Annotated in this window: 21 protein-coding genes; 13 read left to right on the top strand and 8 right to left on the bottom strand. The window is 69.7% G+C overall.

Annotation, left to right across the window (positions count from 1 at the left end; genetic code table 11):
• The first annotated feature begins 336 nt into the window (after nt 1-336).
• Nucleotides 337-3,123 (top strand): SpoIIE family protein phosphatase, encoded by a 2,787-nt coding sequence (locus ABZ904_RS10210; protein WP_361822382.1) that lies wholly within the window; start codon nt 337-339, stop codon nt 3,121-3,123.
• On the opposite strand, the gene ABZ904_RS10205 is transcribed toward ABZ904_RS10210, so the two are convergent.
• From ABZ904_RS10205 to ABZ904_RS10175, 7 genes are all read right to left on the bottom strand, one after another.
• Complete coding sequence (locus tag ABZ904_RS10205; RefSeq protein WP_359391788.1) at nt 3,021-3,674, bottom strand: class I SAM-dependent methyltransferase; 654 nt, start codon at nt 3,672-3,674, stop codon at nt 3,021-3,023. The two genes, ABZ904_RS10210 and ABZ904_RS10205, sit on opposite strands and share 103 nt — an antisense overlap.
• Nucleotides 3,671-4,096 carry a hypothetical protein gene (locus ABZ904_RS10200; protein WP_361822379.1) on the bottom strand — a complete coding sequence of 142 codons (426 nt, stop codon included), beginning with the start codon at nt 4,094-4,096 and terminating at the stop codon, nt 3,671-3,673. Before ABZ904_RS10200 ends, ABZ904_RS10205 begins: the two co-directional genes overlap by 4 nt.
• A complete protein-coding gene (locus tag ABZ904_RS10195; protein ID WP_361822377.1) occupies nt 4,021-4,314 on the bottom strand; it encodes a helix-turn-helix domain-containing protein in 294 nt (97 codons plus the stop codon). Before ABZ904_RS10195 ends, ABZ904_RS10200 begins: the two co-directional genes overlap by 76 nt.
• A 153-nt stretch (nt 4,315-4,467) precedes the next feature.
• Entirely contained in the window at nt 4,468-5,364 is an 897-nt protein-coding gene (locus tag ABZ904_RS10190; RefSeq protein ID WP_359391791.1) for an RNA polymerase sigma-70 factor, read from the bottom strand.
• A gap of 69 nt (nt 5,365-5,433) precedes the next feature.
• Nucleotides 5,434-5,931: a hypothetical protein gene (locus tag ABZ904_RS10185; RefSeq protein ID WP_360992334.1), complete on the bottom strand. Its 498-nt coding sequence runs from the start codon at nt 5,929-5,931 to the stop codon at nt 5,434-5,436.
• 298 nt (nt 5,932-6,229) lie between these two features.
• A complete protein-coding gene (locus ABZ904_RS10180) occupies nt 6,230-6,967 on the bottom strand; it encodes an NAD(P)H-binding protein (RefSeq protein ID WP_359391793.1) in 738 nt (245 codons plus the stop codon).
• 191 nt (nt 6,968-7,158) lie between these two features.
• The gene (locus ABZ904_RS10175) at nt 7,159-7,332 is read right to left on the bottom strand and encodes a hypothetical protein (protein WP_360992338.1); all 174 of its coding nucleotides are present in this window, start codon (nt 7,330-7,332) and stop codon (nt 7,159-7,161) included.
• Between the two features lie 487 nt (nt 7,333-7,819).
• Here ABZ904_RS10175 and ABZ904_RS10170 point away from each other — a divergent pair, with 487 nt between their 5' ends.
• From ABZ904_RS10170 to ABZ904_RS10135, 8 genes are all read left to right on the top strand, one after another.
• Nucleotides 7,820-7,909 carry a potassium-transporting ATPase subunit F gene (locus ABZ904_RS10170; protein ID WP_189308987.1) on the top strand — a complete coding sequence of 30 codons (90 nt, stop codon included), beginning with the start codon at nt 7,820-7,822 and terminating at the stop codon, nt 7,907-7,909.
• Entirely contained in the window at nt 7,909-9,597 is a 1,689-nt protein-coding gene (kdpA, locus tag ABZ904_RS10165; protein ID WP_361822372.1) for a potassium-transporting ATPase subunit KdpA, read from the top strand. The genes ABZ904_RS10170 and kdpA overlap by 1 nt, the downstream gene beginning before the upstream one ends.
• 78 nt (nt 9,598-9,675) lie before the next feature.
• Complete coding sequence (kdpB, locus tag ABZ904_RS10160; RefSeq protein WP_359391796.1) at nt 9,676-11,754, top strand: potassium-transporting ATPase subunit KdpB; 2,079 nt, start codon at nt 9,676-9,678, stop codon at nt 11,752-11,754.
• Between the two features lie 93 nt (nt 11,755-11,847).
• Nucleotides 11,848-12,381, top strand: a complete 534-nt coding sequence (locus tag ABZ904_RS10155; protein ID WP_360992345.1) for a potassium-transporting ATPase subunit C — start codon at nt 11,848-11,850, stop codon at nt 12,379-12,381.
• Between the two features lie 12 nt (nt 12,382-12,393).
• Entirely contained in the window at nt 12,394-13,710 is a 1,317-nt protein-coding gene (locus ABZ904_RS10150; protein WP_361822368.1) for a universal stress protein, read from the top strand.
• Nucleotides 13,707-15,395 carry an ATP-binding protein gene (locus ABZ904_RS10145; RefSeq protein WP_361822365.1) on the top strand — a complete coding sequence of 563 codons (1,689 nt, stop codon included), beginning with the start codon at nt 13,707-13,709 and terminating at the stop codon, nt 15,393-15,395. Before ABZ904_RS10150 ends, ABZ904_RS10145 begins: the two co-directional genes overlap by 4 nt.
• The gene (locus ABZ904_RS10140; RefSeq protein ID WP_361822448.1) at nt 15,281-15,943 is read left to right on the top strand and encodes a response regulator transcription factor; all 663 of its coding nucleotides are present in this window, start codon (nt 15,281-15,283) and stop codon (nt 15,941-15,943) included. The genes ABZ904_RS10145 and ABZ904_RS10140 overlap by 115 nt, the downstream gene beginning before the upstream one ends.
• A gap of 60 nt (nt 15,944-16,003) precedes the next feature.
• On the top strand, nt 16,004-16,690 hold the full coding sequence (locus ABZ904_RS10135) for a response regulator transcription factor (protein ID WP_359391800.1): 687 nt from the start codon (nt 16,004-16,006) through the stop codon (nt 16,688-16,690).
• A gap of 114 nt (nt 16,691-16,804) precedes the next feature.
• On the opposite strand, the gene ABZ904_RS10130 is transcribed toward ABZ904_RS10135, so the two are convergent.
• A complete protein-coding gene (locus ABZ904_RS10130) occupies nt 16,805-19,111 on the bottom strand; it encodes a SpoIIE family protein phosphatase (protein WP_361822361.1) in 2,307 nt (768 codons plus the stop codon).
• Between the two features lie 493 nt (nt 19,112-19,604).
• Here ABZ904_RS10130 and ABZ904_RS10125 point away from each other — a divergent pair, with 493 nt between their 5' ends.
• The 4 genes from ABZ904_RS10125 to ABZ904_RS10110 are packed head-to-tail and all read left to right on the top strand — an operon-like array spanning nt 19,605 to nt 25,948.
• Nucleotides 19,605-22,682, top strand: coding sequence for an FAD-linked oxidase C-terminal domain-containing protein (locus tag ABZ904_RS10125; protein ID WP_361822445.1), 3,078 nt, complete (start codon nt 19,605-19,607; stop codon nt 22,680-22,682).
• Nucleotides 22,683-22,719: 37 nt separating this feature from the next.
• Nucleotides 22,720-23,052 (top strand): pyruvate decarboxylase, encoded by a 333-nt coding sequence (locus ABZ904_RS10120; protein WP_359391802.1) that lies wholly within the window; start codon nt 22,720-22,722, stop codon nt 23,050-23,052.
• Nucleotides 23,049-24,158 (top strand): enolase C-terminal domain-like protein, encoded by a 1,110-nt coding sequence (locus ABZ904_RS10115; RefSeq protein WP_360992358.1) that lies wholly within the window; start codon nt 23,049-23,051, stop codon nt 24,156-24,158. The genes ABZ904_RS10120 and ABZ904_RS10115 overlap by 4 nt, the downstream gene beginning before the upstream one ends.
• A 17-nt stretch (nt 24,159-24,175) precedes the next feature.
• Nucleotides 24,176-25,948 carry a glycoside hydrolase family 15 protein gene (locus tag ABZ904_RS10110; RefSeq protein ID WP_359391804.1) on the top strand — a complete coding sequence of 591 codons (1,773 nt, stop codon included), beginning with the start codon at nt 24,176-24,178 and terminating at the stop codon, nt 25,946-25,948.
• Nucleotides 25,949-25,958: the final 10 nt, after the last annotated feature.

The raw sequence follows: 25,958 nt of genomic DNA, 5'->3' as shown, positions 1-25,958 counted from the left end.
AGGTGTGGGTGCGCAGGGCGCGCGGGGTGCTTTCGACGAGTTCCAGGTGGGCTGTGCTTCTCGCGCGGTGTGGCGACGGGGAGCGTGCCGGATCGCGGTATCGGTGGCGGCTGCCGTGCTGTCACAGAGCGGTGCACTATCCGGTCGAGGGTGCAAAAGGTGCAAATCGATTCGGTTCGATACCTGCACCTGCTTCCGGAACCGAGCGCGGAGACGAGGCACGTGTTGCCGCAGGTGTTCGCCTCGCCGTGATTCTGGTGGCCGCAGTCGTCTGCGGCTCGGCTGCCCGTACCTCATATCACTCCTTTCCCTCGCCTGAGTGAGGAGGGCAGTCCGATGACCACGACCAGCATCGACAATCTGACGCTTGGTGACCGTGCGGACACGGGTGAGACGTCCGAGTCGGTTGTCGCGATGATCGACGAGCAAGGGACGGTGGTCGCGTGGACGCAGGCCGCCCAGCAGCTGCTCGGCTACTCCGCCGGGGACGTGGTGGGCCGGTCTGTGGCACTTGTACTGCCCCGTCCCGGGGGAGCGCCGACGACATCGGCGTTCGTCGGGCGATGTCGTGCCCGACATGGCAGGTCGGGCACGACGGCGGTGCGCCACCGGGACGGCCGCATGATCAACGTCAGCCTCAGGGTCTCGATGCTGCGGGGGCGGGACGAGGCAGTGCAGTGGCTCATGACCGTGGCCGGCGTCGATACACCGCTCAGGGCAGCGGGGAACGGATCGGTGCGGGAGTCGCTTCTTTCCCGTGTGCCGATCGGCATCGTCGTTCGTGACCTGCAGCTGCGCTGTGCCTGGGTGAACGACGGCGTGGAGAGCCATGAAGGTGTTTCGCACGACCGGCTGCTCGGTCGTCGATTCACCGATGCGCTGCCCGGTCTCAAGGCCGGAGCGCTCGAGGCGATGATGCGGCAGGTGCTGGAGAGCGGCGCCACCGGGGTTCACGAGTACCGGACGTGGCCGATGACGGGTCCGGGTCGGGAGCACACATTCGCGGCTTCGTTCGTCCGTCTCCAAGGAGCCGACGGCCAAGCACTGGGCGTATGCGCTGTCAGCGTCGATGTCACTGCGAGAAGGCGGGCCGTCGAGCGTCTCGTCCTCCTCTGCGAGGCCGGTACGCGCCGGGGCGGCACCCCTGATGTGATGCAGACCAGCCAGCAGTTGGCGGAGCTTGCCGTGCCCCTGTTCGCCGACTTCGCGGCCGTCGATCTGGAGCAGTCGGTCCCGTTCGGCGAGGGGCGCCAGGGCCGCCCCGGCCCGATGGGCGAGCGCCTCCCGGTGTTCCGGCGTGCCGGTGCGGCCTCGATCCACCAAGGGGTCTCCGAATCCCCGTGGATGCGTGGTGAGCAGGTCCTCGTGCCGTCCGCTCCACCCTTCACCGATGTCCTGCGCACGGGGCGGTCCCACCTGGTGCCGATCCTGGACACCGTTCCCGGCACGCGGATCGACCGGGACCCGGCGCGCGCGCAGAAGATCCATGAGAACGGCATGCACTCCCTGATGGTCGTACCCATCCGGGTGCGGGGTGCCCTGCTGGGCGTGGCGCTGTTCATCCGCACCCAGAACCCGGTCCCGTTCCAGGACGTCGATCTCCTACTGGCCGAAGAACTCGTCAGTCGCGCCGCGCGCTCGTTGGACAACGCCTGCCAGGACGCCCGTGAACGCAGGGCGGCCCTCGCGCTCCAACGCATGCTGCTGCCGCACCGCTTGATGGGCGGCACGGCGGTCGAGGCCGCCGCGCGCTACCGGCCCGCCGACCTGCGGCACGGTGTCGGAGGCGACTGGTTCGATGTGATCCCGCTGTCGGGTGCCCGGGTGGCGCTCGTCGTCGGCGATGTGGTCGGCCACGGTCTCCACGCCGCCGTGACCATGGGCCGGCTCCGCACCGCAGTCCGCACGCTCGCCGACATGGAACTGCCCCCCGACGAACTGCTGACCCGTCTCGACGACACGGTCCAGCGACTGGCCGAGGAAGACGTCGACGCCCCGGACCGGACGTCCGCGCAAGCAGGCGCCACCTGCCTGTACGCCGTCTACGACCCGGTCACCCGGAAGTGCACCATGGCACGGGCCGGGCACCCCCCGCCCGTGATCGTCGATCCGGAGGGACGCGCGGTCCTCCCCGAGCTTCCCAGCGGAACACCACTGGGCATCGGCCTGGGCGGTGAGTTCGAGGCCGTGGAGCTGGAACTGCCGGAGGGAAGTCTGCTGGCCCTGTACACCGACGGCCTGATCGAGACCGGCGGCAACGACACCGACGCGGGTATGCGCCGTCTGGGGACCGCCCTGTCGCAGCCGGGTCGCTCCCTGGAAGAGCTCTGCACCCGCGTGACGCAGACCCTTCCGAGGCGGGCGCCGTCCGACGACGGCACCCTGCTCCTGGTCCGGACCCGCTCACTCGGCACGAACCAGGTTGCCTCATGGATACTGCCGGGTGACCAGACCTCCGTCCGCAGTGCCCGGCACTTGGCGGCCCGCCAGCTGACCGAATGGGGTCTGGACGGTCTCGAGGACGCCACGAATCTGATCATCAGTGAACTGGTCGGCAACGCCGTCCGCCACAGTACCGGTCCCATCGGTCTGCGTCTGATCCAGCATGAAGCCCTGACCTGCGAAGTGTTCGATACGAGCGCCCGCTGCCCGCGTCTGCGCAGCGCACGCACCGTCGACGAGAGCGGCCGCGGTCTCTTCCTGGTGGCCCAGCTGTCCCGCAGGTGGGGATTCCGCTCCGTACCCGGCGGCAAGGTGGTCTGGGCCGAAGAGGACCTGGCCGGCACACCCCCGACCGAACCGGCCCCCGGCACGCCGTCCGCATTCGAGGAGCGAGCGGCCCACGCCTCCCTGTCGCGATCGCACGCAGCCGCGCGACGGCCCTCTCCAGGTCCGGCGAAGTCGCCCGGCAGCGGATCCGACACGGCGCCGAGCGGGCGCGGCGGCCATGTCGCCTCGTCCGACCCGAAGCGTCGCTGCGGCCCGGGTCCGACGTGCATCGCGGCACCCGCTCTGCGTACCTACCCGGCCGGCTTGGTCGCCGCGATGCGCTCCACGGTGCCGGCCTTGAGCCGTTGGGTCTCCACGACCTCTAGACCGGCGGCTTCGACGAGCGGACGCTGACGGCGGGTGAAGTGCTCGCCGGCGGCACGGATCGTGATCTGCTCCAGCAGCCACTGGACGGCGTAGAGAGGCGGCCAACTGCTGCCGATGTGATCGAGCAGCAGAAGGGTGCCCCCGGGCTTGAGCACGCGGGCCATCTCACCGACCGCCCTGGCCGGATCGGGGATGGTGCACAGCGAGAGCGCACAGACGACCGTGTCGAATGTGCCGGCCTCGAAAGGAAGCGCTTCCGCGTTGCCCTCACGGAGTTCGGCGTCGACACCGAGATCGGCTGCGCGCTGAGAGGCAATGGCCAGCATGGCCGGGCTCAGCTCGATCCCCGTGATGTGCGCGTCGGCCGGATAGAAGGGGAGGTTGCGGCCGGTCCCAATGGCCACCTCGAGGACGCGGCCGTGCGCGCGGGAGCCGATCCACTCCCGTCCACCGCCGAACTGGATGCGTTCGAAGAAGGCGATCTGCTTGTCGTAGACGGGCGCGGCCTTGTCCCAGACCCTGCGCTGCCTGGCGGCGGGGGTCTCAGATGCCTTGGGGTTGGTTCCGCCGCTGGTCATCGGGGCGATTTCTCCTCTGCTGCGAGGCTGGGAAGGTAACAGTTCACATCGCACGCGACAGCGGCTGTGATCACACCCATGACGGCCTGGCGAACACGTGCGGCTGCCAGGGCGGGCTCGGGCTGACCCGCGTCGAGCCACGCGATGATCGCCTCGATCGCGACAACCGGAGTCAGTTGCGCCGCCCACCGGGCCACGGCCCGGTCAGGAACGAACGCGGAGACCTGCTCCAGGACGGCGGCGGTGATGTCGGCGCGGAAGTCCTGGATGCGCTCCTTGAACTCCGGTTCGCGCAGGGCGGGTTGGAACAGGGGACGAAATCCCGCCGGTGACTCGGCCGCGGCGGTCAGCGGCCCGTCGGCGCTGGCGTCGCCGAAGCCGCCGACCGGCTCGCCGACGTGTGCGTCCAGGCGGTCGCACATGCGGTCCAGCACCCCCTCCCCTGGTACAGGTCGGTCTCGGAGTCGAAATGCCGGTAGAGGATCGACCGGGTGATGCCTGCCTGTGCCGCGATGTCGTCCAGGCTCGTCGCCGCGAACCCGGACCGGGCGAACGCCTCCGCCGCTGCCTCGAGGATCTGCTCGCGGGGCTCGGCCCGAGGCAGCCGCTGCACCGGCCTGGGCATCCGCGGGTCGGACACGCCGGCGCTCCTTCACTCCTGGTCGTCGACTCCGGAATGTACTACCGCAGGTCTACAAGAGGGAACCTCCGGCCCTCCGGGCCGAAGCCGAGCAAATCAAGGACGTCGAAGCCCCGCGGACCCCTACCCGCCCGCAGCCGTGCGGGATCGGGCTCAGGAGGCCATGCCGGCGAGCTTCGAAGGATTCATGATCCACATCAGCCGGTCGATGCCTTCATCAGTGACGTTCACCGTCATGACGGCGATCACGTTTCCCTCGCGGGACAGGCGCATCGCAGCCTGGCCGTTGACCGTCACCGGCTCCACCGTGACCCCGACCCAGAAGCGGTCGGCGAACGCGTGGTAATACCTCGCCACACGATGACGGCCTTCGACGGGGAACTTCGACGCACGAACGGCGCCTCCACCGTCGGAGTACGAGACGACGTCCTGTGCGAACAGCTCCTCGAGAGCGGCCACATCGCCCACCTTCGCGGCCGCGATGAACGCGGTCAGGAACCGCTGATGCTCGGCGGTCGCGACCGTCGCACGTTTCCCCGCGGCCAGCAGCTTCCGCGCCCGGCTCACCAGCTGGCGCACGTTCGCCGTCGTCTGACCGATGATCTCTGCGATCGCCTCATACGGGTAGTCGAACGCCTCCCGAAGAACGTATGCCGCCCGTTGCGTGGGAGTGAGCTTCTCCAGCAGCATCAGCACCGCGACCTCCAGAGCTTCCCCGCGCTCGGCGCCCAGAGCCGGGTCACTGCTGGTGTCGACCGGCTCGGGCAGCCACGGACCGACATAGGTCTCACGGCGGACCCTCGCGGACTGCAGGGCGTTGATCGCGAGCCTTGTCGTGGTCGTCGTGAGAAACGCATGCGCGTTGTGCACCTTGGACCGGTCGTAGGTCTGCCAGCGGATCCAGACGTCCTGAAGGATGTCCTCCGCCTCGCTGACAGTGCCCAGCATGCGGTAGGCGATCCCGAACAGACGACGGCGGATGGCGTAGAACACAGCCGCTGCCTCTTCGAGGCTCTCGGCGTCTTTCGCTGGATCATTGTTCGACGGCACTGTTTGAAACCTTTGCTCCTCGACGAGTTGGCCGACGGCCTGATCTCGCGCACGGGTGCTGTGATGGTGTCAGGGATCGGCGGGACGAGCTGTCGTTGTCCAGTCCCGGACCGACCTGCGAGGGTGACCCGCAGCGATGGGCCGAGCTCTGGGCAGCCCGACCGGGTGAGGCAGCGGCGGGTCTCGCGACGCTTGAGTGAGGCCTCGATCATCGCGCGCGCTGCGGTGCCGCGTGTGAGCGAGGCTGATTGCGGCGAGGAGGACCTCGTCGGCGCGGACGGCGACGCGGCTGCCTCCCTTGAGGCCGCAGCCGTAGGCGCCGAAGACCAGGTGCGCGTCCACGATCAGCCCCGTGACATACGTGCCGGCGAGGGTCCGGACGCCGAGGGGGGTGGCGCGCCTCGCAACGGTGTGCGGGGTCTCGGCGGCGTGCACCGCGAGGGCCGTGCAGGGGCGGGGGCGCTCCCCGAAGAACCACTGGGATCTGGGGCACTGCTCATCGCGGGCGAAGGGCATGCCGGAGAGCTCGCGGACGGACAGGGCGATCCGCCGTTCACGGGCGTGCATGTGTGCTCCTCGGCCGGTACGAGACGTGCCCCTCATAGCTAGGACCGCGTAGCCCGTCGAGGGGTGCCTCGACCGTGCCGAGGCGGCGACACAGCACCCGAACGGACGACAGGAGCCGTGAGAACCGGACGGCGGCCGAGCCGGTGCCGGGGAGGCCGTCCGGGAGCGGTAACCGCTTGAGCGGTCGGGCGATGGCCCATCGGAATCCGTGCACGCCGAACAGGCGGCAGGTGTGCTGCCGCCCGTTCGGCGTACGACCGTGCCGGCGATGGCCAAGTCGTCCGACCGTGGGCCGCCGTTAGTTCTGGGACAGCCAGTCGGTGTAGTGGGTGGCGGCAATGCGGGCTTCGTTCGTGGCGGTGAGGACGTCACCGTGTGCGGCGGCGAACATTCCGGCGGTGTCATCGGTGACGACGCGGCGTCCGTCGCCTTTGGCGGTGATCGTGAGACGGCCGAGTTCGTCGAGGGGATAGACGTCGGGCCCTGCGATGTCGAGGACGCCGTTGATCGGGGTGCCGGTGGCGACCTCGGCGACAGTTCGGGAGACGTCGGCGGCGGCGATCGGCTGCAGCGGTGTACGCGGCAGGCGGACGGTATCGCCCTCGGTGGTCATGGCCAGGGTCGCTTCCATGAACTCCATGAACTGCGTGGCACGGACGATGGAGTAGGGGATCGGGCCGGCCTTGAGGATGTCTTCCTGGAGTACCTTCGCCTGGTAGTAGTCCAGGTCGGGCACCTGGTCCACGCCGACGATGGAGAGGATGACGAAGTGCCCGACGCCCGCCTTCTCGCTCGCGGCGAGGAGGTTGTCCATCGAGGTGCGGAAGAAGGCGGCCGAGGTCTCGTCGAAGGCCGGGGAGTTCGTCAGGTTGATGACGGTGTCGGTGCCCGCCACGGCCTCGTCCAGGCCCTGGCCGGTGATGATGTCCACGCCGGTGGACTGGGAATGCGGGACAGCGTGATGGCCTGCCGAGTTCAGGTTCTTGACGACCTGCGACCCGATCAGCCCGGTGCCGCCGATGACTGCGAGCTTCATGGCATGGTCCTCCTTGCGAGAATTTTGTCCGATATGTGTACGCGTGGCATTCTTTCGCCGGGCCTCCCGGTGGCGGCGTGCAGGCACCGCACCAGCCGAGCGTGTACGGTGCCTGTCCGCGAAGCGTTCGTCTGTGCCACCGGTGGTGATCCCGCTGGTTCGACGGCCGGGAAGCGTGGCCCTCAGCGCTGTCAGAGGTGAGAGAGGCGGCCGGTCCGGGCGAGGATCTTTTCGCGGTCACCGACTCGTGCGGTGCGGGACACCGGTTTGGCCTGCGGATCCTCTTCGTGCAGTCGGGGACGTACGACCAGATCGTCGCCGCCGCGGTCCAGAGTCACCCGCACCTGCGCACCTGACTCACGCATGGCACGCACGGCTCTCGCCGCACTCCACACGCCGGTGAATCCTCCACTGATGACAAGGACGTCCTTCGTGCGCTCTCCAGCGCCGTATTGATCCACGCACCCTCGACAACACGGCCAGGCGCCGTGTGACAAGAGGAGAACGTGACGTACGTCTCCCCGGGGCGATCACACCGATGCGCTGCACGTCATGGCCGGCGACAGGCCGGGCCGGCCGGTCGGGCGGCGGCCCACACCACCGGGGACCGGAAACGGTCCGTCCGTTCTACGGTGCCATCCGCGCCGGAGGGCCCCTCGTCGCTCGCATCCCGGACCGGTCGCATGGCCCTTTGGACCCGTTCACTCTTTTTCCACCGGCCGGGCCGGTGCTTTCACCGCGCGGCTACCGGGGACGGCGCCAGGCTGCGTACGTGGCAGATATCTGGGTTGTGATCGGAATCGTCGGTTTCCTGGCCGCCATGCTCGGCCTGATTCGGTGCTTGGAGCGAGTGTGAGCGCGACTGACGTCCTGCTGTTGGTTTTGTCGTTCGTCATGTTCATCTATCTGGGCGTGGCGCTGTTCAAGGCGGAGCGATTCTGATGGCGTTCGCATTGACCATCGTCGTGATGGTCGTCGTCCTGGGGCTGTGTTGGCGGTTCCTGGGGTCGTACATGGTCGCGGTGTACGAGGGGCGTTCGCGCTGGCTCTTGTGGCTGGAGCGGCCGATCTACCGTGCGCTGAAGGTGTCACCGGAGTCGGAGCAGACGTGGCAGCGCTATGCCGCGTCCGTGGTCGGCTTCACGGCCGTGGCGCTGCTGGTCACCTACGGCATCTTCCGGCTTCAGGGGTCTCTCCCGTTCAACCCGCAGCACTTCGGTGCGGTGCGGGCGGACACGGCGTGGAACACGTCCGTGTCGTTCGTGACCAACACGAACTGGCAGTCGTACTCGGGTGAGACGACCATGTCCTATCTGTCGCAGATGGGATCACTGGCGGTACAGAACTTCCTGTCCGCCGCGGTCGGAATGGCGGTCGCGATCGCGCTGGTGCGCGGTTTCGCCCGCAAGGGATCGCCGACGATCGGCAACTTCTGGGTCGACTTCGTCCGCGGCACGGTCTACGTGCTGCTGCCGATCTCGTTTGTGGCGGCGCTCGTGTTCATCGGACAGGGTGCGGTGGAGACGCTGGCCGGTGCGGCGCCGATCCACAACGAACTCAACGGTGTCAGCCAGGTGTTGGGCCGCGGCCCGATGGCCTCGCAGGAGGTCATCAAGCAGCTCGGTACGAACGGCGGTGGCTTCTTCAACGCCAACGCTGCCAGCCCGCTGGAGAACCCGACCGGTCTGACGAACCTGATGTCGGTGCTGCTGATCCTGTGCATCCCGGTCGCGTTCACCTACGTGTTCGGCAAGATGGTGTTCAGCACCCGCCAGGGTCTGGCGATCCTCGCCGTCATGACGGTGCTGTTCGCCGGCTGGCTGACGATGGCCGCGGTGGCCGAGCACCAGGGCAGCCCGGCCATGGCCGCTGCCGGTATCAGCGACGCCGGCATCGGAAACATGGAGGGCAAGGAGACCCGGTTCGGGGTGCTGTCCTCGTCGCTCTACAACGTGACGTCGACGCAGACCTCCACGGGTTCGGTGGACTCGGCGGCGGACTCGTACACGCCGATCGGCGGGTTCGCGATGCTGACCGGCATGATGCTCGGCGAGGTCAGCCCCGGCGGTGTCGGGACCGGGCTGTACGGCATCCTGCTGTTCGCGGTGATCACCGTGTTCATCGGCGGCCTGATGGTCGGACGGACACCGGAGTACCTGGGCAAGAAGATCCAGGGCAAGGAAGTGAAACTCGCCGCCCTCGGTGTGCTGGTCATGCCGATCACGGTGCTGGTGCTGACCGCGATCGCTGCCGCGATCGGTGTCGGACGGGCCGGTCCGCTCAATGCCGGGCCACACGGGTTCTCCGAGATCCTCTACGCCTACACGTCGCAGACCAACAACAACGGTTCCGGGTTCGGTGGTATCAGCGCGAACACCCCCTTCTACAACATCACCGGCACCATCGGGCTGTTGCTGGGCAGGTTCGGGATGATCATCCCGGTGCTGGCGCTGGCCGGCAGCCTGGCCGCGAAGAAGCCCGTCGCCGCGGGGCTCGGGACCTTCCGCACCGACAAGCCGATGTTCGTGGGCCTGCTCACCGGTGTGGTCCTCATCGTGGGCGCGCTGACCTTCCTCCCGGCCCTGGCCCTCGGCCCGCTGGTGGAGCAGGTCAGCCACGGATTCTTCTGAGGCGTGTGATCCGGTGCGTGCTGAATGCGTAAACCCCCTGTCACCGCGGTCGTTGCGCGTGTGGAAAGGAATGCTGTGATGCAGGACGTTCGTGTCCTTGACAAGTTGGCTGCGGGGCCAGGTGCACCCGACGGGCCGCGCGGCGTGGTGAACCGGCGCAGCCTGTTCGACCGACAGATCCTGCGGCAGGCCGCGGTGGACTCGGTCCGCAAGCTCGACCCACGCGTGCAGATCAAGAACCCGGTCATGTTCGTGGTGCTGATCGGCACCGTGGTCACCCTGATCGAATCGATCGCGCACCCCAGCGTGTTCACCTGGCTGGTGACCGTATGGCTGGCGCTGACGGTGCTCTTCGCCAACTTCGCCGAGGCGATGGCCGAGGGCCGCGGCAAGGCGCAGGCCGACACCCTGCGTCGCACCCGAACGGAGACCGACGCCCGCCGGCTGACGGCCGACGGTACCGAGGAGCGTGTCGCGGCCGGAGACCTGACCACGGGTGATGTCGTGGTGTGCGAGGCCGGGGACGTCATCCCCTCCGACGGCGAGATCATCGAGGGCGCGGCGTCGGTCGACGAGTCGGCGATCACCGGCGAGTCCGCCCCGACGATCCGCGAGTCCGGCGGCGACCGTTCCGCGGTCACCGGCGGAACCCGGGTGCTCTCGGACCGCATCGTCGTGCGCATCACCGCCGAGCCGGGACAGACGTTCCTGGACCGGATGATCCACCTGGTCGAAGGGGCCAAGCGGCAGAAGACCCCGAACGAGATCGCGCTGGCGATCCTGCTCGCCGCGCTCACGATCATCTTCATCCCGGTCGTGGTCACGCTGCAGCCGATGGCCAGCTTCTTCGGCACGCAGGTGTCGGTGGTCATCCTCATCGCGCTGCTGGTCTGCCTGATCCCGACCACGATCGGTGCGCTGCTGTCCGCGATCGGTATCGCCGGCATGGACCGGCTGGTTCAGCGCAACGTGCTCGCGATGAGCGGCCGGGCCGTCGAGGCCGCCGGTGACGTGCAGACCCTGCTGCTGGACAAGACCGGCACCATCACCCTCGGCAACCGGATGGCGTCCGCGTTCCACCCGGTCGGCGACCACAGTGAGGCCGATCTGGCCGAGGCCGCACAGCTGGCGTCGCTGGCCGACGAGACGCCGGAAGGACGATCCATCGTCGTCCTCGCGAAGGAGCGCTGCGGGCTGCGCGAGCGTGACCTGGGCCCGTCCCACACGTTCGTCCCGTTCACCGCGACCACCCGGATGTCCGGGCTGGACATCGCCGGCCGGTTCATCCGCAAGGGCGCCGCGGACGCCGTCAAGCGCTGGGTCGGTGAGCAGGGCGGAACCCTGCCGTCGGAGCTGGACCCGATCGTCGAACGGGTCGCCAAGGCCGGTGCCACCCCTCTGGTGGTCGCCGACGGCCCCGAGGTGCTCGGCGTGATCGAACTCAAGGACGTGGTCAAGCAGGGCATCGCCGAACGGTTCGCCGAGTTGCGCGCCATCGGTATCCGCACCGTGATGATCACGGGTGACAACCCGCTCACCGCAGCCGCGATCGCCCAGGAGGCGGGCGTGGACGACTACCTGGCCGAGGCGACTCCGGACAGGAAGATGCAGCTGATAAAGGCCGAACAGGAAGGCGGGAAGCTGGTCGCGATGACCGGCGACGGCACCAACGACGCCCCCGCCCTCGCACAGGCCGACGTCGGCGTGGCGATGAACACGGGCACCACGGCCGCGAAAGAGGCCGGCAACATGGTCGACCTCGACTCCAACCCGACCAAGCTCATCGAGATCGTCGAGATCGGCAAGCAGTTGCTGATCACCCGCGGTGCCCTGACGACGTTCTCCATCGCCAACGACATCGCGAAGTACTTCGCGATCATCCCGGCGCTGTTCCTCACGACGTTCCCGCAGCTGCACGCGTACAACATCATGGGCCTGCACAGCCCGACCTCGGCGGTACTGTCCGCGGTCATCTTCAACGCGCTGGTGATCGTCGCACTGATCCCGCTGGCCCTGCGCGGCGTGCGGTTCCGGGCGGTCGGCGCGACGGCGATCCTCCGCCGCAACGTACTCATCTACGGCGTCGGCGGGCTGATCGTCCCGTTCATCGGGATCAAGCTCATCGACCTGATCCTGACCGCCCTGCATGCCTACTGAGACCCGCATGCCTAGCAACAACCGCACCTCAAGAACTGCATTGCCCAAGTCGCGCGCGGCGCGGCACCGGATGGGATTCGTCATGGAGTTGTCATGCTGTGGGTGAACTTGCGGCGGGGCCTGATCGTCTCGGCCATCTTCTTCGTCCTGCTCGGACTGGCCTATCCACTGGCCACGACCGGCGTCGGACAGGCACTGTTCCACGACCAGGCCAACGGCTCGCTCGGCAAGAGCGGATCGGCCCTGGTCGGCCAGCAGTGGAAGGGCGCGCAGTGGTTCCAGGGCCGCCCCGACGGTGACGACCCGACCGCGACCGGAGGGTCCAACCTCGGTCCCCGCTCCAAGGAACTGGTCGACACCTACAAGAAGCGGGCCGACGCCCTGGAGAAGCAGGGCGTCACACCCTCTGCTCACCTGGTCACCGCGTCGGGCAGCGGGATCGACCCCGACATCAGCCCCGAGGCCGCCTACGCCCAGGTGGACACGGTCGCGGCGGCTCGCCACCTGTCCGACGACCAGGTGCACGCTCTGGTCGCCGCGCATGTGCAGGGGCCCCAGTGGGGCTTCCTCGGCGCGTCCCACGTCAACGTCCTCGAACTCAACGAGGCGCTGGCCGGGCTGCGGTAGAGCCGCATGCCCATGTCCGCAGACAGCCCGCAGCGGGCCGCACCCTCCGGAGACCACATCTCCCACCTGGCTGAAGCGTCGACGCCGCAGCGAGGCAGGGACGTTCCGGTCGCTGCCGCGGGACGGTTCCGCGTCTATCTGGGCATGGCGTCCGGGGTCGGCAAGACCTACGCGATGCTCGACGAGGCCGCCCGCCGGGCTGCCCGCGGATGTGACGTCGTGGCCGGGATCGTGGAGACCCACGACCGCCCGGCCACGACGGCCAAGCTCGAGGGCCTGGAGGTGGTTCCGCCGAAGGCGGTCACCTACCGGGGCGCCCAATTCGCCGAGATGGACCTCGACGCGATCCTCGCTCGCAGGCCGGAGTTGGTGCTCGTCGACGAGCTCGCCCATTCGAACGTGCCCGGCTCCGGGCGGCACGAGAAGCGCTGGCAGGACGTCCTCGAACTGCTCGACGCCGACATCAGTGTGATCGGCACACTCAACACCCAGCACATCGAGAGCCTGGCCGACGCCGTCGAGGCGATCACCGGCACCCGCGTGCGCGAACGCATCCCCGACGCGGTGCTGGCCAGAGCCGACCAGATCGAGCTGGTCGATTCATCGCCCGAACAACTGCGCAGGCGGATGCTGCACGGCAACATCTACCCGGCCGAACGCATCCGCCCGGCCCTCAACGGCTTCTTCCAGACCGAGAATCTCACCGCTCTGCGCGATCTGACCCTGCGCTTCCTGGGCGGTGAGACCGACGACGAGCCACTCGCTCAGCTGCGCCGCACCGCGGCCGGCCGTTTTGGGGGCGCGGTGGAACGGGTCCTGGTCGGGGTCACCGACGAACCCGGCACGGAGACGGTGTGGCGCCGGGCCTGCCGAATAGCCGCCGGCCTCGCGGCCGACCTGTACGTGGTGCATGTCCACCCGAGCGACGTCCTCGGGCGCCCGCGGACGGTGGCGCTCCAGCCGATCAGGCAGCTGACCGAGCAGTCCGGCGGCACCTGGATCGAGATCGAGGACGACGATCCGGCACGGGCGCTCATGCGAGCCGCCGCCGAGCACAGCGCCACGCACATCGTGCTCGGACCCAGCCGCCGCAGCCGCTGGCTGCATCTGCTCGCCGGAGGTTCCACCGTCCGGCGTCTCACGCGCCTGGCGGGCGACGCAGGTATCGACGTGCACATCATCGCCCGCCCCACGATCTCGGCGGCGGGCGACCCGCACTTCGGCCAGGCGTGGCCGGAGGGGAGCGTCGACCCGACGACCGCGCCTGACCAGGGCAAACCAGCGGCGACGATCTGGTGGCAGGATGGCTGGTGGAAAAAATGTCGATGATCGGTCACCGAATGCAGCACCCGCGAGGAGCCCACACGACCGAGACCGCGCGCCGCAAACTGGCAGGGTCGCTGGCCGCCCTGGCCTGCATGGCCGTGCTCACCCTCGCCATGTTGCCGCTGCGGCCGCATCTGAGCATCGCCACCACGGCTCTGGTGCTGGTCGTGCCGGTCGTCGTCGGCGTGACCATAGGCGGTTTCTTCGCGGGTGCGCTCAGTACCGTCTGCGGCTTCCTGGTCTACGACTTCTTCTTCATCCCGCCCTATCTGACGCTGGATGTCGGCGCGAGCGAGAACTGGATCGCGCTCGGCATCTACGTGGCGGTCATGCTGCCCGTAGCCCGGGTGGTGGCCGGCATGAACGCCGCCAGGGCGGCCGCCCGCCAGCGCGGTCTGCTGGTGCGGCGGCTGTTCGACCTGTCCACCCAGCTCGTCCAGGACCGGCCGCTGCCCGAACTGCTCAGCGTCATCGTGACCGCCCTGGCCGACGTCCTCGACGCCGGCCATGTGGCGCTGCTGCTCCCCGACGGCGACCAGCTCCGAGTCGCGGCCACCGCAGGCGAGGACCTCGACCCGGCCGAGCTACAGCGACTTCACCCCAAGCCCGGACAGGTCACCAATCTCGACATGCTCGCCGCACCCACCGGCCAGGCGCGCAGAGGCGAGCCCGTACAGCTGGCCCTTGTGGCGGCCGGGCGCCCCATCGGCATGCTGGCGATCACCGGCGTCACGATCACCGAGCAGCAACGCGAGCCGCTGCTGCTGTTCGCCAACCAGATCGCCCTGGCCGTCGAACGAGCCCAGCTGCGTGAAGAGGCGCTGCGCGCACAGCTGACCCACGAGGTGGAGCACCTCGCCCGCACCCTGGTCGCCGCCGTCTCCCACGACCTGCGCAGCCCCCTGGCCTCGATCAAGGCATCGTCCTCGGTGCTCGCCGACGCCCATCTCGCCCCGGCGCTGACCGACGCCGCCCGCGGAGAGCTGGCCCAGCTCATCGATGCCCAGACCGATCGGCTCGCGGCCCTGGTCACCAACCTGCTCGACATGAGCCGGGTCCAAGCCGGTGTCCTGCGGCCGCGCACCAGCCTGACCACGGCGAGCGCTCTCATCACCGCCGTCCTGCGGGACCTGCCCGGCCCTCCGCCGCGGCAGATCATCACCGACATCGACGCCGACCTGCCGCTCGTCGACGTCGACACCGTGCTCATCGGCCGGGTGCTCGCCAACCTGCTGGACAACGCCGCCCGCTACGCCCCGCCCGGCACATCCATCACCATCCGCGCCTACCAGGACAACCAGGCCACGGTGACCGTCTCGGTCGCCGACCACGGCCCCGGTATCCCGCCCGGTCAACGGGAACAGGTCTTCGGCTTCTTCTTCCGTCGCGAAGCCGACACCGGAACCGGACTCGGACTGACCATCGCCAAAATCTTCATCGAAGCCCACCACCAACGCATCTGGGCCGACCAGAACCCCGGCGGCGGCGCTCGCTTCACCTTCACCCTGCCGGTCGCGGCCGGCCTGTCCGAGGAGCACCCACCGTGGCCACTGTCCTCATCGTCGATGACGACATCGCGCTGCTCGCCGCCTGCCGAGTCGGCCTCGAAGCCCTCGGCCACCAGGTCCGCACCGTCGAAACCGGCCAAGCCGGCCTCGCCGACGCCGCCGTCCACGCCCCCGATGTGATCGTGCTCGACCTCGGCCTGCCCGACTTCGACGGAATCGACGTCTGCACCCGGATCCGCACCTGGACCGACCGGCCCATCATCATCCTGTCCGCGGACAGCTCCGAAGACCGAAAAGTCGACGCCCTCGACAACGGCGCCGACGACTACATGACCAAACCCTTCGGCATGCGTGAACTCGACGCCCGGCTCCGGGTCGCGCTGCGCCACCACGCTGCCGACGCCGGCCACCCGACCGAACTGGTCGCCGGCCCGCTCACCCTCGACCTGGTCCACTACCAGGCCACCTACGATGGCCGGCCGCTCGACCTCACCCCCAAGGAATTCGACATACTCGCGTACCTCGCACGCCACGTCGGCAAGGTCTGCACCCGGCGCATGATCCTGGAGCATGTCTGGGGCCCCGCGTACGCCAACGAACAGCACTACCTCAAGGTCTACGCCTACCGCATCCGCAAGAAACTGCACGACGAAACCGGCCGGTTCCTGCAGAACGACCCCTCCGTCGGCTACCGACTCACCGTCGAACCCGCTCCCACGGCCCGCTGATCAGCTCGGGTCTTCAGAACGCTCGCCTCCGAGGGGGCCCGCAGACGAAAGGGCACCACGATGCCCCGCATTCTGGTCGTCGACGACGAACCGCACATGCTCAGGGCCCTGGAGATCAGCCTCCAGGTCGACTACACGGTCGACACCGCGGCCGACGGCCGTCAGGCACTGGCGGAGGCCATCTCGAACCCGCCGGACGCCGTCCTCCTCGACCTCGGGCTGCCGCAGATCGGAGGCCACCAGGTGATCCAGGCCCTGCGCGCCTGGAGCCAGGTGCCGATCATCGTCCTCTCCGGGCGGTCCGAGGCCGACGAGAAGGTGGCCGCCCTCGACGCGGGTGCCGACGACTACGTCACCAAGCCCTTCGCGATGAACGAACTCCTCGCCCGCTTGCGGGCGGTGCTGCGCCGACCGGCCAGGGAGGAGCCCTCTCAGACGGTCGCGCACATCGGCGAGTGGACGATCGACCTCAACACCGCCACCGTGCGCCGCGGGGACGGTGACGGCGAGCGACTGCGCCTCACCCCGACCGAATGGGGCATCCTCGACGCACTGCTTCGCCACCGCCCGGGGGAGCTGGTGACCAGCCGGCAGATCCTGCGGCAGGTCTGGGGACCGGGACACGACGACAAGACCCACTACCTTCGTGTCTACTTCCAGAGCCTGCGGCGGAAGTTGGAGCCCGACCCGACGAGCCCCCGGCACCTCCTCACCGAGCCCGGCATGGGCTACCGCTTCGTACCTTGATCTCCGATGAGATCGGCGCCGCTTCGACGGCGGCGTGATCTACCTGCGCTACCGGAATCAGGGGTGAGGTACAGGGCCGGCGCAGTCACCGAGGTCTTCCCAGGACGACCGGTGTCATGGGCCGGCTCCCGGCGGCTTGACGGGTTGCTCGGCCCAGACGGTCTTCCCGTCCGCCTGGAAGCGGGTGCCCCACCGCTCGCCCAAGCTGGCGATGATGAACAGCCCGCGGCCGGTCTCGTCCAGGGTGCGGGCGTGCTTCACATGCGGGGCGCTGGGTGCGGCGTCGCTGACCTCGCAGGTCAGCATGCGGTCCAGGATCAGACGCAGTTGCAGAGGCGGGGCTCCATAGCGGACGGCGTTGCCGACGAACTCGCTGACGATGAGCTCGGTGGTGAACGCCGTCTCCTCGTCCATGCCCCACGCCTCCAGCCGGCGACGGGTCTCCGCTCGGGCGATCGGTGCGGCCTCGGGACCCTCCGGCAGCGCGCGGGTGAGGACCCGGTCCGCCGGCAGTGCCTTGGTACGGGCGAGGAGCAGCATGGATTCGCCGAGCCGGTGGTCCTCGGGGCACGCGTCGGCAATGGCGTCCCGCAGATCGGACAGCGGCCTGGAACTGGCGCCGTCCAGCAGGGGGCGCAGCGGACCCGATGGCGCCAGCACGCGGTCGGCGAGCGCAGCCGTGCCCATGGCGAGCGTGGTTCCCTCGGGGAGGACGACGGTGGTTGCGGGAAAGGGGGCGTTGTCCGCCCCGGTGAGCAAGGGGCCCGGGGGGACGGAGAGCGTCACCGTCGAGCCGTCGGGAAGGACGGCGACCGGCTTCGCGAGGCCGGCGCGTGCGATGGTGCAGGTGAGTTCGACCGGGTCGTAGACCGCGATGACGCAGCCGATGGCGAGCGGCGTGGGCTCGGGATCCGCGACAGGCAGCGCGGCGTAGGCGGGCGCCAAGCGAGCGGCGGAGTCGCTCAGTCGGGCCAGGAGTTCGTCGGGCGGCAGGTCCAGGGCGGCGAGTGTGTGGATGGCCGTCCGCACCAGTCCCATCATCACGGCTGCGAGCATGCCCTCACCTGCCACGTCGCCGACGATCAGAGCGGTCCGTGCGCCGGGCAGCGCAATCGCGTCGGACCATGCGCCGCCGCCCTCGGGGCCCGGCAGGTGGAGTTGCGAGACCTCCACGGTGGTCTGTGCGGGGGAGCCCTGGGGGAGGAGTCGGTGCTGGACGGTGGAGGCGATGATCCACTCGCGCATGTACCGGCGGGCGTTCTCGATGCACAGTGCGGCGTGCGCGCACACGGCGGACGCAAGCGCGACGTCCTCCTCGGCGAACGGGTCTTGGTCCTGGCAGCGGTACAAGCTCACCACGCCCAGGGCCTGACCTCTCAGCGCCAGCGGTGCCACGATCAGGGAGTGGGCTCCGGACCGCCGGATGGCCTCGGCCCGGGCGGGGTCGGCGGCCGGCCACGAGCTGTTCTCCTCGATCGGGACCAGACGTGGTTGAAGGTCGGACAGGACGAACGAGAAGGGGGTGCCGGGCGGGAGCGGGCGGACCTCTCCGAGCGGGTATGCCGGGGTGACGCCACCGCGAAAGGCAGCCCGGCGCAGGGGCACGTCCTGGCCTACGGGTACCTGCGGAGGGTCCTCGCCGCGGACGACGTCGTTGACCACCTCGACGACGGCCACGTCCGCGAAGGCGGGCACAACCGCGTCCACCAGCTCCTGGCAGATCACGCCCACGTTCGGCACGTGCCCCACTCGTGAGCGGACCTGTTCCAGCAGGGCCAGGCGGCCGGCCGCGCTCTCCCGCTCCGTGACGTCCACCGCGGTGGCCACCAGCCCGAGCACATGGCCGCGGGAGTCCTCCAGACGGAAGTACGAGACGGACTGGATATGACGCCCGGGCCGGCCGGACGCCCGTGCGCCTCGCACGAGCCGGTTCAGCACCGGGCATCCGCTGTCCAGGACGCCCTGCGCCACGGCGGTCTCCGCCACGGCGTCCTCGAGTGCCCAGGCCTCAGTGAAGGGTCTGCCCAGCAGGTGCCCAGCCGGCGTGTCGCTCGGCCCCTCGGAAGCGGTGTTCGTGCGGACCACGCGCAGCCGGTCGTCCAGTACATGGAAAGCCACCGGGGAATGGGCGAACAGCGCCTTCAGGATCGCCAGGTCCTGCGCGGCCGGCATGTCCCCCGGCGTGAGCACCTGCCACACCACGGAAGTGCCGCGCAGCAGCGGCTTGACCAGTAGGGCGTCCGACTCGAGGAGTCCCTCCCACCGCCCTGGGCGGTCCGCGGAGATCCCCTGCGTCAGCGAGGTCACCGACCGGCCGACGGCCTCCTCGGCGGACCACTCGAACAGCTCCTCGGCCGGACGCCCCCACTCGACCACCCGGCCGCCCTCATCAATGAGAACGAACACGTCACCGCTGGGCATTCGACAGCACCTCCGCCTTCATCCCTGCCCGCTCCGTACGGTCGGTAGGACTGCCCGCCCGATAGCTGCACCGATCGGCGGCAGGGTTGCCGGACGTCGCGGGCGTCGTCCGGCGCCGACGACCTTCCGTGCCGTGCCGAGCACCGGTCATGTGGGTGACCCAATGCCGTTGCGCAAGTGCAATGCAAGTGCGAATCCAGCGAAGGACCCCAGCGTCACGGGTCTGGCGAAGCGCTCATGCAGGGCCCTGAACGTGCCGAGCGCCCCAGCGCGACGCATGGCCTGTGCAGGTCACCGTTGCATCCCGCAATGTCGGGGTACACGGCGACTCGTACCGCACGGTGCACAGGGACCGGAGGTCGATCGTGAGTGAGAAGGCCCGCAGGACACACCGCGCCGTCAGCCATGGCCACGAGCAGAGGTCCGAGCGCCTGAGCAGGAGCGCGCCACCACCCACGCCATGCTCGCGACACATCGGCCGGTTTCCCCGATGATGGGCGGGCCTCTGCCGAGGGCGGCCACCGACACGGACGTGGCCGGTCTGCAAGCTGCCTTGTCCGCCGAGGTCGATGCCGAAGTCCGCTTCGACTCGGGCAGCAGGGGCGCATACGCGACGGACGGTTCCAATTACCGGCAGGTGCCCATCGGCGTCGTCGTGCCGCGCACCGTGGAGGCCGGTGCGCACGCGGTTGAGGTCTGTGCGCGCTTCGGTGCCCCCGTCCTGTCACGTGGCGGCGGCACCAGCCTGGCGGGTCAGTCGACGAACACCGCCGTGGTGATCGACTGGAGCAAGTACTGCCACGCCCTGCTGTCCGTGGATCCCGAGGCGCGTACCTGTGTGGTCGAGCCGGGAATCGTCCTGGACGAACTTAACAAACGGCTCTCTGGCCATCGCCTGCAGTTCGGGCCGAAACCCTCCACCCATACCCACTGTGCTCTGGGCGGCATGATCGGCAACAACTCGTGCGGCGCCTCCGCGCAGGCGTACGGCAAGACCGTCGACAACGTACGACGCCTCGAGGTCCTCACCTATGACGGCGTGCGCATGTGGGTGGGGCCGACCTCGACGACGGAGCGGACAACGATCAGCGCCGAGGGTGGTCGCAAGGCCGAGATCTACGACGGTATGGACCGCATCGTCACCGAGTACCTGGCGGACATCCGTCGCGGATACCCGAAGATCCCCCGCCGGGTCTCCGGCTACAACCTGGACTCGCTGCTGCCGGAGAACGGCTTCGACGTCGCCCGGGCCCTGGTCGGCAGCGAGGGCACCCTGGTGACGGTACTGCGCGCCGAACTCGATCTGGTGCCGGTGCCGCCCTACCAGTCGCTGCTCGTCCTCGGCTACGACGACATCTGCCGGGCCGGCGACGACGTGTCCCGCCTGCTGGAGCACTGTTCGCCCAGCCAGCTGGAGGCGCTGGACGGACGGATGGCGCAACTGATGCGCGAGGAGGGCGCCTACCTGGACTCGCTCGGCGTCCTCCCCGAGGGCGACAGCTGGCTGCTCGTGCAGTACAGCGGCGACAGCCGGGAGGCCGCCGACGAACAGGCGTACGCGCTGCTGCGCGCGATCGGCCGCGGCGCGAAGGACCCCGACGTGGCCTTCTCCGACAATCCGGAGCGCGAGCAGAAAATGCTCAGGGCCCGCGAGGCCGGGCTCGGCGTGACCGCGCGGCCGCCGGACGACCGGGAGACCTGGGAGGGCTGGGAGGACTCAGCCGTCCCGCCGGAGCGGCTCGGCGACTATCTGCGCGACCTCAAGCACCTGTTCGACGAGTTCGGCTACGACCACCCCTCGCTGTACGGGCACTTCGGGCAGGGCTGCGTGCACACCCGTATCCCCTTCGGGCTGAAGACCGCCGAGGGCGTGGCCGACTTCCGCCGCTTCGTCGAGCGGGCCGCCGACCTCGTGGCCTCCTACGGCGGTTCCCTGTCGGGCGAGCACGGTGACGGTCAAGCGCGGGCAGAGCTGCTGCACCGGATGTTCGGCGAGCGGCTCGTGGCCGCGTTCGGTGAGCTGAAGGCGCTGTTCGACCCCGCCGACAGAATGAACCCGGGCAAGATCGTCGATCCGAACCCGGTCGACGGGCAGCTCCGGCTCGGCCCCGGCTGGCGGCCGGCCACGCCCGACACGCATTTCGGCTACCCGGAGGACGAGCACTCCTTCACCCGTGCGGTGATGCGCTGCGTCGGCATCGGCAACTGCCGCGGCCACGAAGGCGGGGTGATGTGCCCCTCCTACCGGGCCACGATGGAGGAGGAGCATTCGACGCGGGGCCGGGCTCGGCTGTTGTTCGAGATGCTCGGCGGCCACGCCGACTCGGCCGTCACCGACGGCTGGCGCTCCACCGAGGTGCGGGACGCGCTCGATCTGTGCCTGGCCTGCAAGGGGTGCAAGTCGGACTGCCCGGTGGGCGTCGACATGGCCACCTACAAAGCCGAGTTCCTCGCTCACCACTACGAGGGACGCCTGCGCCCCGCCGCCCACTACTCCATGGGCTGGCTGCCGCTGTGGGCCCGCCTGTCCCGCCTCGCGCCGTCCCTGGTGAACAACCTGCTGCGGGCTCCCGGCGTGGCCCGGGTGGGCAAGGCCCTGGCCGGCGTGGCCGAGTCCCGGCAAGCTCCGGTGTTCGCCCAGCGGTCCTTCCTGCAGTGGTGGAAGGAGCGGGATGCCGAGGAACCCGATCCGGCCGACCCGCGGACCGTGGTGCTGTGGCCCGACACCTTCAGCACCTACTTCCATCCGTCGATCGCGATCTCCGCCGTCCGCGTCCTGGAGGACGCCGGATTCCGGGTCGCCGTGCCGACCAGGCCCGTTTGCTGCGGACTGACCTGGATCTCCACCGGCCAGCTGACCACCGCGGAGAAGGTGCTGCGGCATACCGTGAACGTCCTGCGGCCCTACCTCGAGTCGAGCACCCCGATCATCGGCCTCGAACCCTCCTGCACAGCGGTGTTCCGAGCCGACGCGCTCGAGCTGATGCCCGCCGGCCAGGACGTCAAGCGGCTGGCGGGGCAGGTCCGCACCTTCAGCGAGCAGCTCGTGCACCATGCGCCTGACGGCTGGCGTCCGCCGCAGCTCGCCCGCCAGGCGCTCGTGCAGACCCACTGCCACCAGCACGCGATCATGAAGTTCGACGCCGACCGGGAACTGATGCGCCGCTCCCACCTTGACGCCGAGGTGCTGGACGAGGGCTGCTGCGGCCTGGCCGGCAACTTCGGTTTCGAACAAGGCCACTACGACGTCTCCATGGCCGTCGGGGAAGAGGGGGTCCTGCCCGCCGTACGCCAGGCCGCCCCGGGTGCTCTGGTGCTCGCCGACGGCTTCAGCTGCCGCACCCAGATCGAACAGGGCGCGACCGGCCGCCGTGCCCTGCACCTCGCCGAGGTCCTCGCCCTCGGCCTCGACGGCAACCTTCCGAGCGAGCAGCCCGAACGCCTGGCCCAGCGACCTCCTCACCCCTCTCGCGCGGCCCAGTGGGCGACCACCGCGGGCGTCGCGGCCCTCACGGCGACGGCCGCGACCGCGGCCGGGCGGGGAGCCGTGCGGTACCTGCGCCGCCCATGACCGCGGCCCCGAGAGCAACTGCGGAAAGGTCAGGAACATGTCGACGAAGGTCTCTGAGCACGTCCTGGGGCCTCTGCGTGACTGGGGAATGGAGCACGTCTTCGCCGGCCCCGGCGATGGGCACGGTGTCTGGGAGGCCGCGCCGGTGGCCGACAAGCCCTGGGTGTTCGACTTCATGACCGGCCCCGCTGCACCGCCCATCTCGCCACACGTGACTCCGGACCAGATCGAGGCCGTTGCTTGCGTCTCCCTCAAGGGCGACGGCGATCGCGTCGCCCTGGTCCGGCAGGGACCCAAACCTGAGGGCCAGGAGCTTCCGCCCGGCAGCCGCCATCGCCGGGAGCGGCCCGGTACGGAGGACGACCAGTGAGCGACACCCCGGTCGTGGAGCGCTTGGACAGCGCCGTGTTCACCATTCCCACCGACGCGCCCGAAGCCGACGGCACCCTCAGCTGGGACAGCACCACACTCGTGCTGGCCACCGTCCGGTGCGGTGATGTCAGCGGCCTCGGCTACACCTACGCGCCCGCCGCGACGGCACGTGCCGTCGACGACCTCCTCGCCGGAGTGGTCACCGGGTCACCGGCGCTCGACGTGCCGCGCCTGAACGAGGCCATGCTTCGCGCGGTGCGCAACGCCGGTCTGCCCGGCGTGGCCGCCCAGGCCATCGCGGCCGTCGACATCGCCCTGTGGGATCTGAAGGCGCGGCTGCTCGGACTGCCGCTGGTGCGGCTGCTGGGCGCCGCCCGCGACGCCGTGCCGGTCTACGGCAGCGGCGGATTCACCACGTACGACGACCAGCAGCAAGAGCGTCAACTGCGCGGCTGGGTCGAGGAGGAGGGCATCCCCCGGGTCAAGATCAAGATTGCCGAGTCCTGGGGGCGCCGGGAGGACCGCGACCGACGACGCGTCGCCGGGGCTCGCGCCTGCATAGGTGACAGCACCGACCTGTTCGTCGACGCCAACGGCGGCTACGGCGCCAAGCAGGCGGTGCGTATGGGAAGGGAACTCGCCGACGAAGGCGTGACCTGGTTCGAGGAGCCGGTCTCCTCCGACCACCTCACCATTCTCGCCATGATCCGCGACCGGCTCACCTCGGAGGTCGCCGCCGGCGAATACGGCTACACACTTCCGTATTTCGAGCACATGCTCGCCGCCGGTGCCGTGGACTGCCTGCAGGCCGACGTGACCCGCTGCGGCGGCATCACCGTCTGGCTGCGCGCGGCCGCGCTCGCCCAGGCCCGCGGGATCGACATCTCCGGGCACTGCGCCCCACACGCCCACGCGCACGTCGCCGCAGCGGTGCCCAACCTGCGGCACCTGGAGTGGTTCCACGACCACGTCCGCATCGAGCGCATCCTCTTCGACGGGGTCCTCGACGCCACCGGCGGCACCATCGCACCGGGTGCCGACGGCACACCGGGGCTGGGACTGACCTTGAACACCGAGCGCGCACAGCCCTACCGAGTGGTCTGACTGCAGGAGGCCGCACCATGAGCACCACATCCTTCCCGCCGCACGCGCTGCACGACTACGCACTGCTGGCCGACGGGGAACGCGGCGCGCTCATCGGACCGGACGGCGCTCTCACCTGGCTGTGTGCCCCGACCTGGCACGACGACGCCGTCTTCGCCTCTCTGATCGGTGGTGGTGGCGTCTACGCCGTGACCCCGCGCGCCGACTGGGTCCCCGGCGGCTACTACGAGGACGGGACCTTGATCTGGCGCAGCCGCTGGGTCACCACCGAGGGCGTCATCGAGTGCCGTGAGTGCCTGGCCCTGCCCGGCGAGGAGGACCGTCTGGTCCTGCTGCGGCAGGTGCTCGCCGTCGACCGCCCGGCCCGTCTCCGGGTCGTGCTCGACCCGCGTGCCGATTACGGCCGTGCCCCACTGACGTCCCCGCACCGCGACGACGACGGCGTCTGGCACCTGAACACCGGCCGTCGGCACCTGCGCTGGCAGGGCGCCCCGTCCGCCACCGCCGGCGAGCAGGGCCTGACCGCCGATCTGGTGCTGAGGCCCGGCGAAAGCCACGACCTGGTTCTGGAATGCTCCCGCTCCCCGCTGCCGCACGCCCTTCCGCGGGCCGCGGAGACCTGGGCCGCCACCGAGCGGGCCTGGCGGCAGGCTGTGCCCGCGCTGGAGCAGACCATCGCGCCCGGCGACGCCAGACGCGCCTACGCCGTGCTGCGCGGGCTGACCACACACGGCGGCGGAATGGTCGCCGCGGCCACCACCAGCCTGCCCGAACGCGCCCAGGCGGGACGCAACTACGACTACCGGTATGTGTGGATCCGGGACCAGAGCTACGCGGGACAGGCGGCGGCCGCCGCGAACGCCCCCGAACTCCTCGACGACGCCGTCCGTTTCGTGAGCGAGCGGCTGCTGGCCGACGGCCCACACCTCGCTCCCGCCTACACCGTGCACGGCACGGCCGTCCCCGGCCAGCAAGACCTCGCCCTGTCCGGCTACCCCGGCGGCTCCAGCCGGATCGGCAACCACGTGCGCAAGCAGTTCCAGCTGGACTGTTTCGGCGAGGCGTTGTTGCTGTTCGCGGCGGCCGAGCGGGGGGACCGGCTGGACTCCGACGCCTGGAAGGCGGCAGACCTCGCAGTGCGGGCCATCGCCGAGCGATGGCGGGAGCCCGACGCGGGGATCTGGGAACTGGACGCCCGGCAGTGGACCCACAGTCGGCTCATCTGCGCCGCCGGGCTGTGCGCCCTGGCCGCCGCGGCACCCCACCGCCCACTCGCCGGCACCTGCACCGACCTCGCCGACACCCTGGTAGCCGCCACCTCAGCGGGCGGCGTGCATCCCGACGGCCACTGGCAGCGCACGCCCGACGACCCCTCGGTCGACGCCGCGCTGCTGCTGCCCCCCGTGCGCGGGGCGCTGCCCGCCGACGACGTGCGCACGCGCGCCACCCTGCGTGCCTGCCGTGAGCAACTGACCCAAGACCACTTCATCTACCGCTTCCGTCACGACGAGCGGCCTCTGGAGGAGGCCGAGGGGGCGTTCCTGCTGTGCGGGTTCGTCATGGCGCTCGCCGAACACCAGCAGGGTCACGCGGTCGACGCGCACCGCTGGTTCGAACGAAACCGTGGCGCCTGCGGCGCGTCGGGTCTGTACGCGGAGGAGTTCGACATCGCCCAGCGTCAGTTGCGCGGCAACATCCCCCAGGCCTTCGTCCACGCGTTGCTGCTGGAGACAGCGGCCCGCCTCGCCGAACCGCCTGATCCGTACGACACACGCCGATCTGGGGGCTGACCTGCGGCTG

Origin of the sequence: Streptomyces sp. NPDC046900, from assembly GCF_040644975.1 — a bacterium.
Lineage (GTDB): Bacteria > Actinomycetota > Actinomycetes > Streptomycetales > Streptomycetaceae > Streptomyces.
The sequence above is the reverse complement of the archived record's forward strand: the minus strand, read 5'-3'. Positions and strand labels throughout refer to the sequence as shown.

What these genes read in the sequence shown, in the direction of transcription:
- ABZ904_RS10180 (WP_359391793.1), bottom strand. Translation starts at nt 6,967, where the DNA reads ATGAAGCTCGCAGTCATCGGCGGCACCGGGCTGATCGGGTCGCAGGTC.
- ABZ904_RS10145 (WP_361822365.1), top strand. Translation starts at nt 13,707, where the DNA reads ATGATCGGTCACCGAATGCAGCACCCGCGAGGAGCCCACACGACCGAG.
- ABZ904_RS10205 (WP_359391788.1), bottom strand. Translation starts at nt 3,674, where the DNA reads ATGACCAGCGGCGGAACCAACCCCAAGGCATCTGAGACCCCCGCCGCC.
- ABZ904_RS10120 (WP_359391802.1), top strand. Translation starts at nt 22,720, where the DNA reads ATGTCGACGAAGGTCTCTGAGCACGTCCTGGGGCCTCTGCGTGACTGG.
- ABZ904_RS10175 (WP_360992338.1), bottom strand. Translation starts at nt 7,332, where the DNA reads ATGCGTGAGTCAGGTGCGCAGGTGCGGGTGACTCTGGACCGCGGCGGC.
- ABZ904_RS10210 (WP_361822382.1), top strand. Translation starts at nt 337, where the DNA reads ATGACCACGACCAGCATCGACAATCTGACGCTTGGTGACCGTGCGGAC.
- ABZ904_RS10110 (WP_359391804.1), top strand. Translation starts at nt 24,176, where the DNA reads ATGAGCACCACATCCTTCCCGCCGCACGCGCTGCACGACTACGCACTG.
- ABZ904_RS10185 (WP_360992334.1), bottom strand. Translation starts at nt 5,931, where the DNA reads ATGCACGCCCGTGAACGGCGGATCGCCCTGTCCGTCCGCGAGCTCTCC.
- ABZ904_RS10150 (WP_361822368.1), top strand. Translation starts at nt 12,394, where the DNA reads ATGTCCGCAGACAGCCCGCAGCGGGCCGCACCCTCCGGAGACCACATC.
- ABZ904_RS10125 (WP_361822445.1), top strand. Translation starts at nt 19,605, where the DNA reads ATGGGCGGGCCTCTGCCGAGGGCGGCCACCGACACGGACGTGGCCGGT.
- kdpA (WP_361822372.1), top strand. Translation starts at nt 7,909, where the DNA reads ATGGCGTTCGCATTGACCATCGTCGTGATGGTCGTCGTCCTGGGGCTG.
- ABZ904_RS10155 (WP_360992345.1), top strand. Translation starts at nt 11,848, where the DNA reads ATGCTGTGGGTGAACTTGCGGCGGGGCCTGATCGTCTCGGCCATCTTC.
- ABZ904_RS10200 (WP_361822379.1), bottom strand. Translation starts at nt 4,096, where the DNA reads ATGTGCGACCGCCTGGACGCACACGTCGGCGAGCCGGTCGGCGGCTTC.
- ABZ904_RS10135 (WP_359391800.1), top strand. Translation starts at nt 16,004, where the DNA reads ATGCCCCGCATTCTGGTCGTCGACGACGAACCGCACATGCTCAGGGCC.
- kdpB (WP_359391796.1), top strand. Translation starts at nt 9,676, where the DNA reads ATGCAGGACGTTCGTGTCCTTGACAAGTTGGCTGCGGGGCCAGGTGCA.
- ABZ904_RS10130 (WP_361822361.1), bottom strand. Translation starts at nt 19,111, where the DNA reads ATGCCCAGCGGTGACGTGTTCGTTCTCATTGATGAGGGCGGCCGGGTG.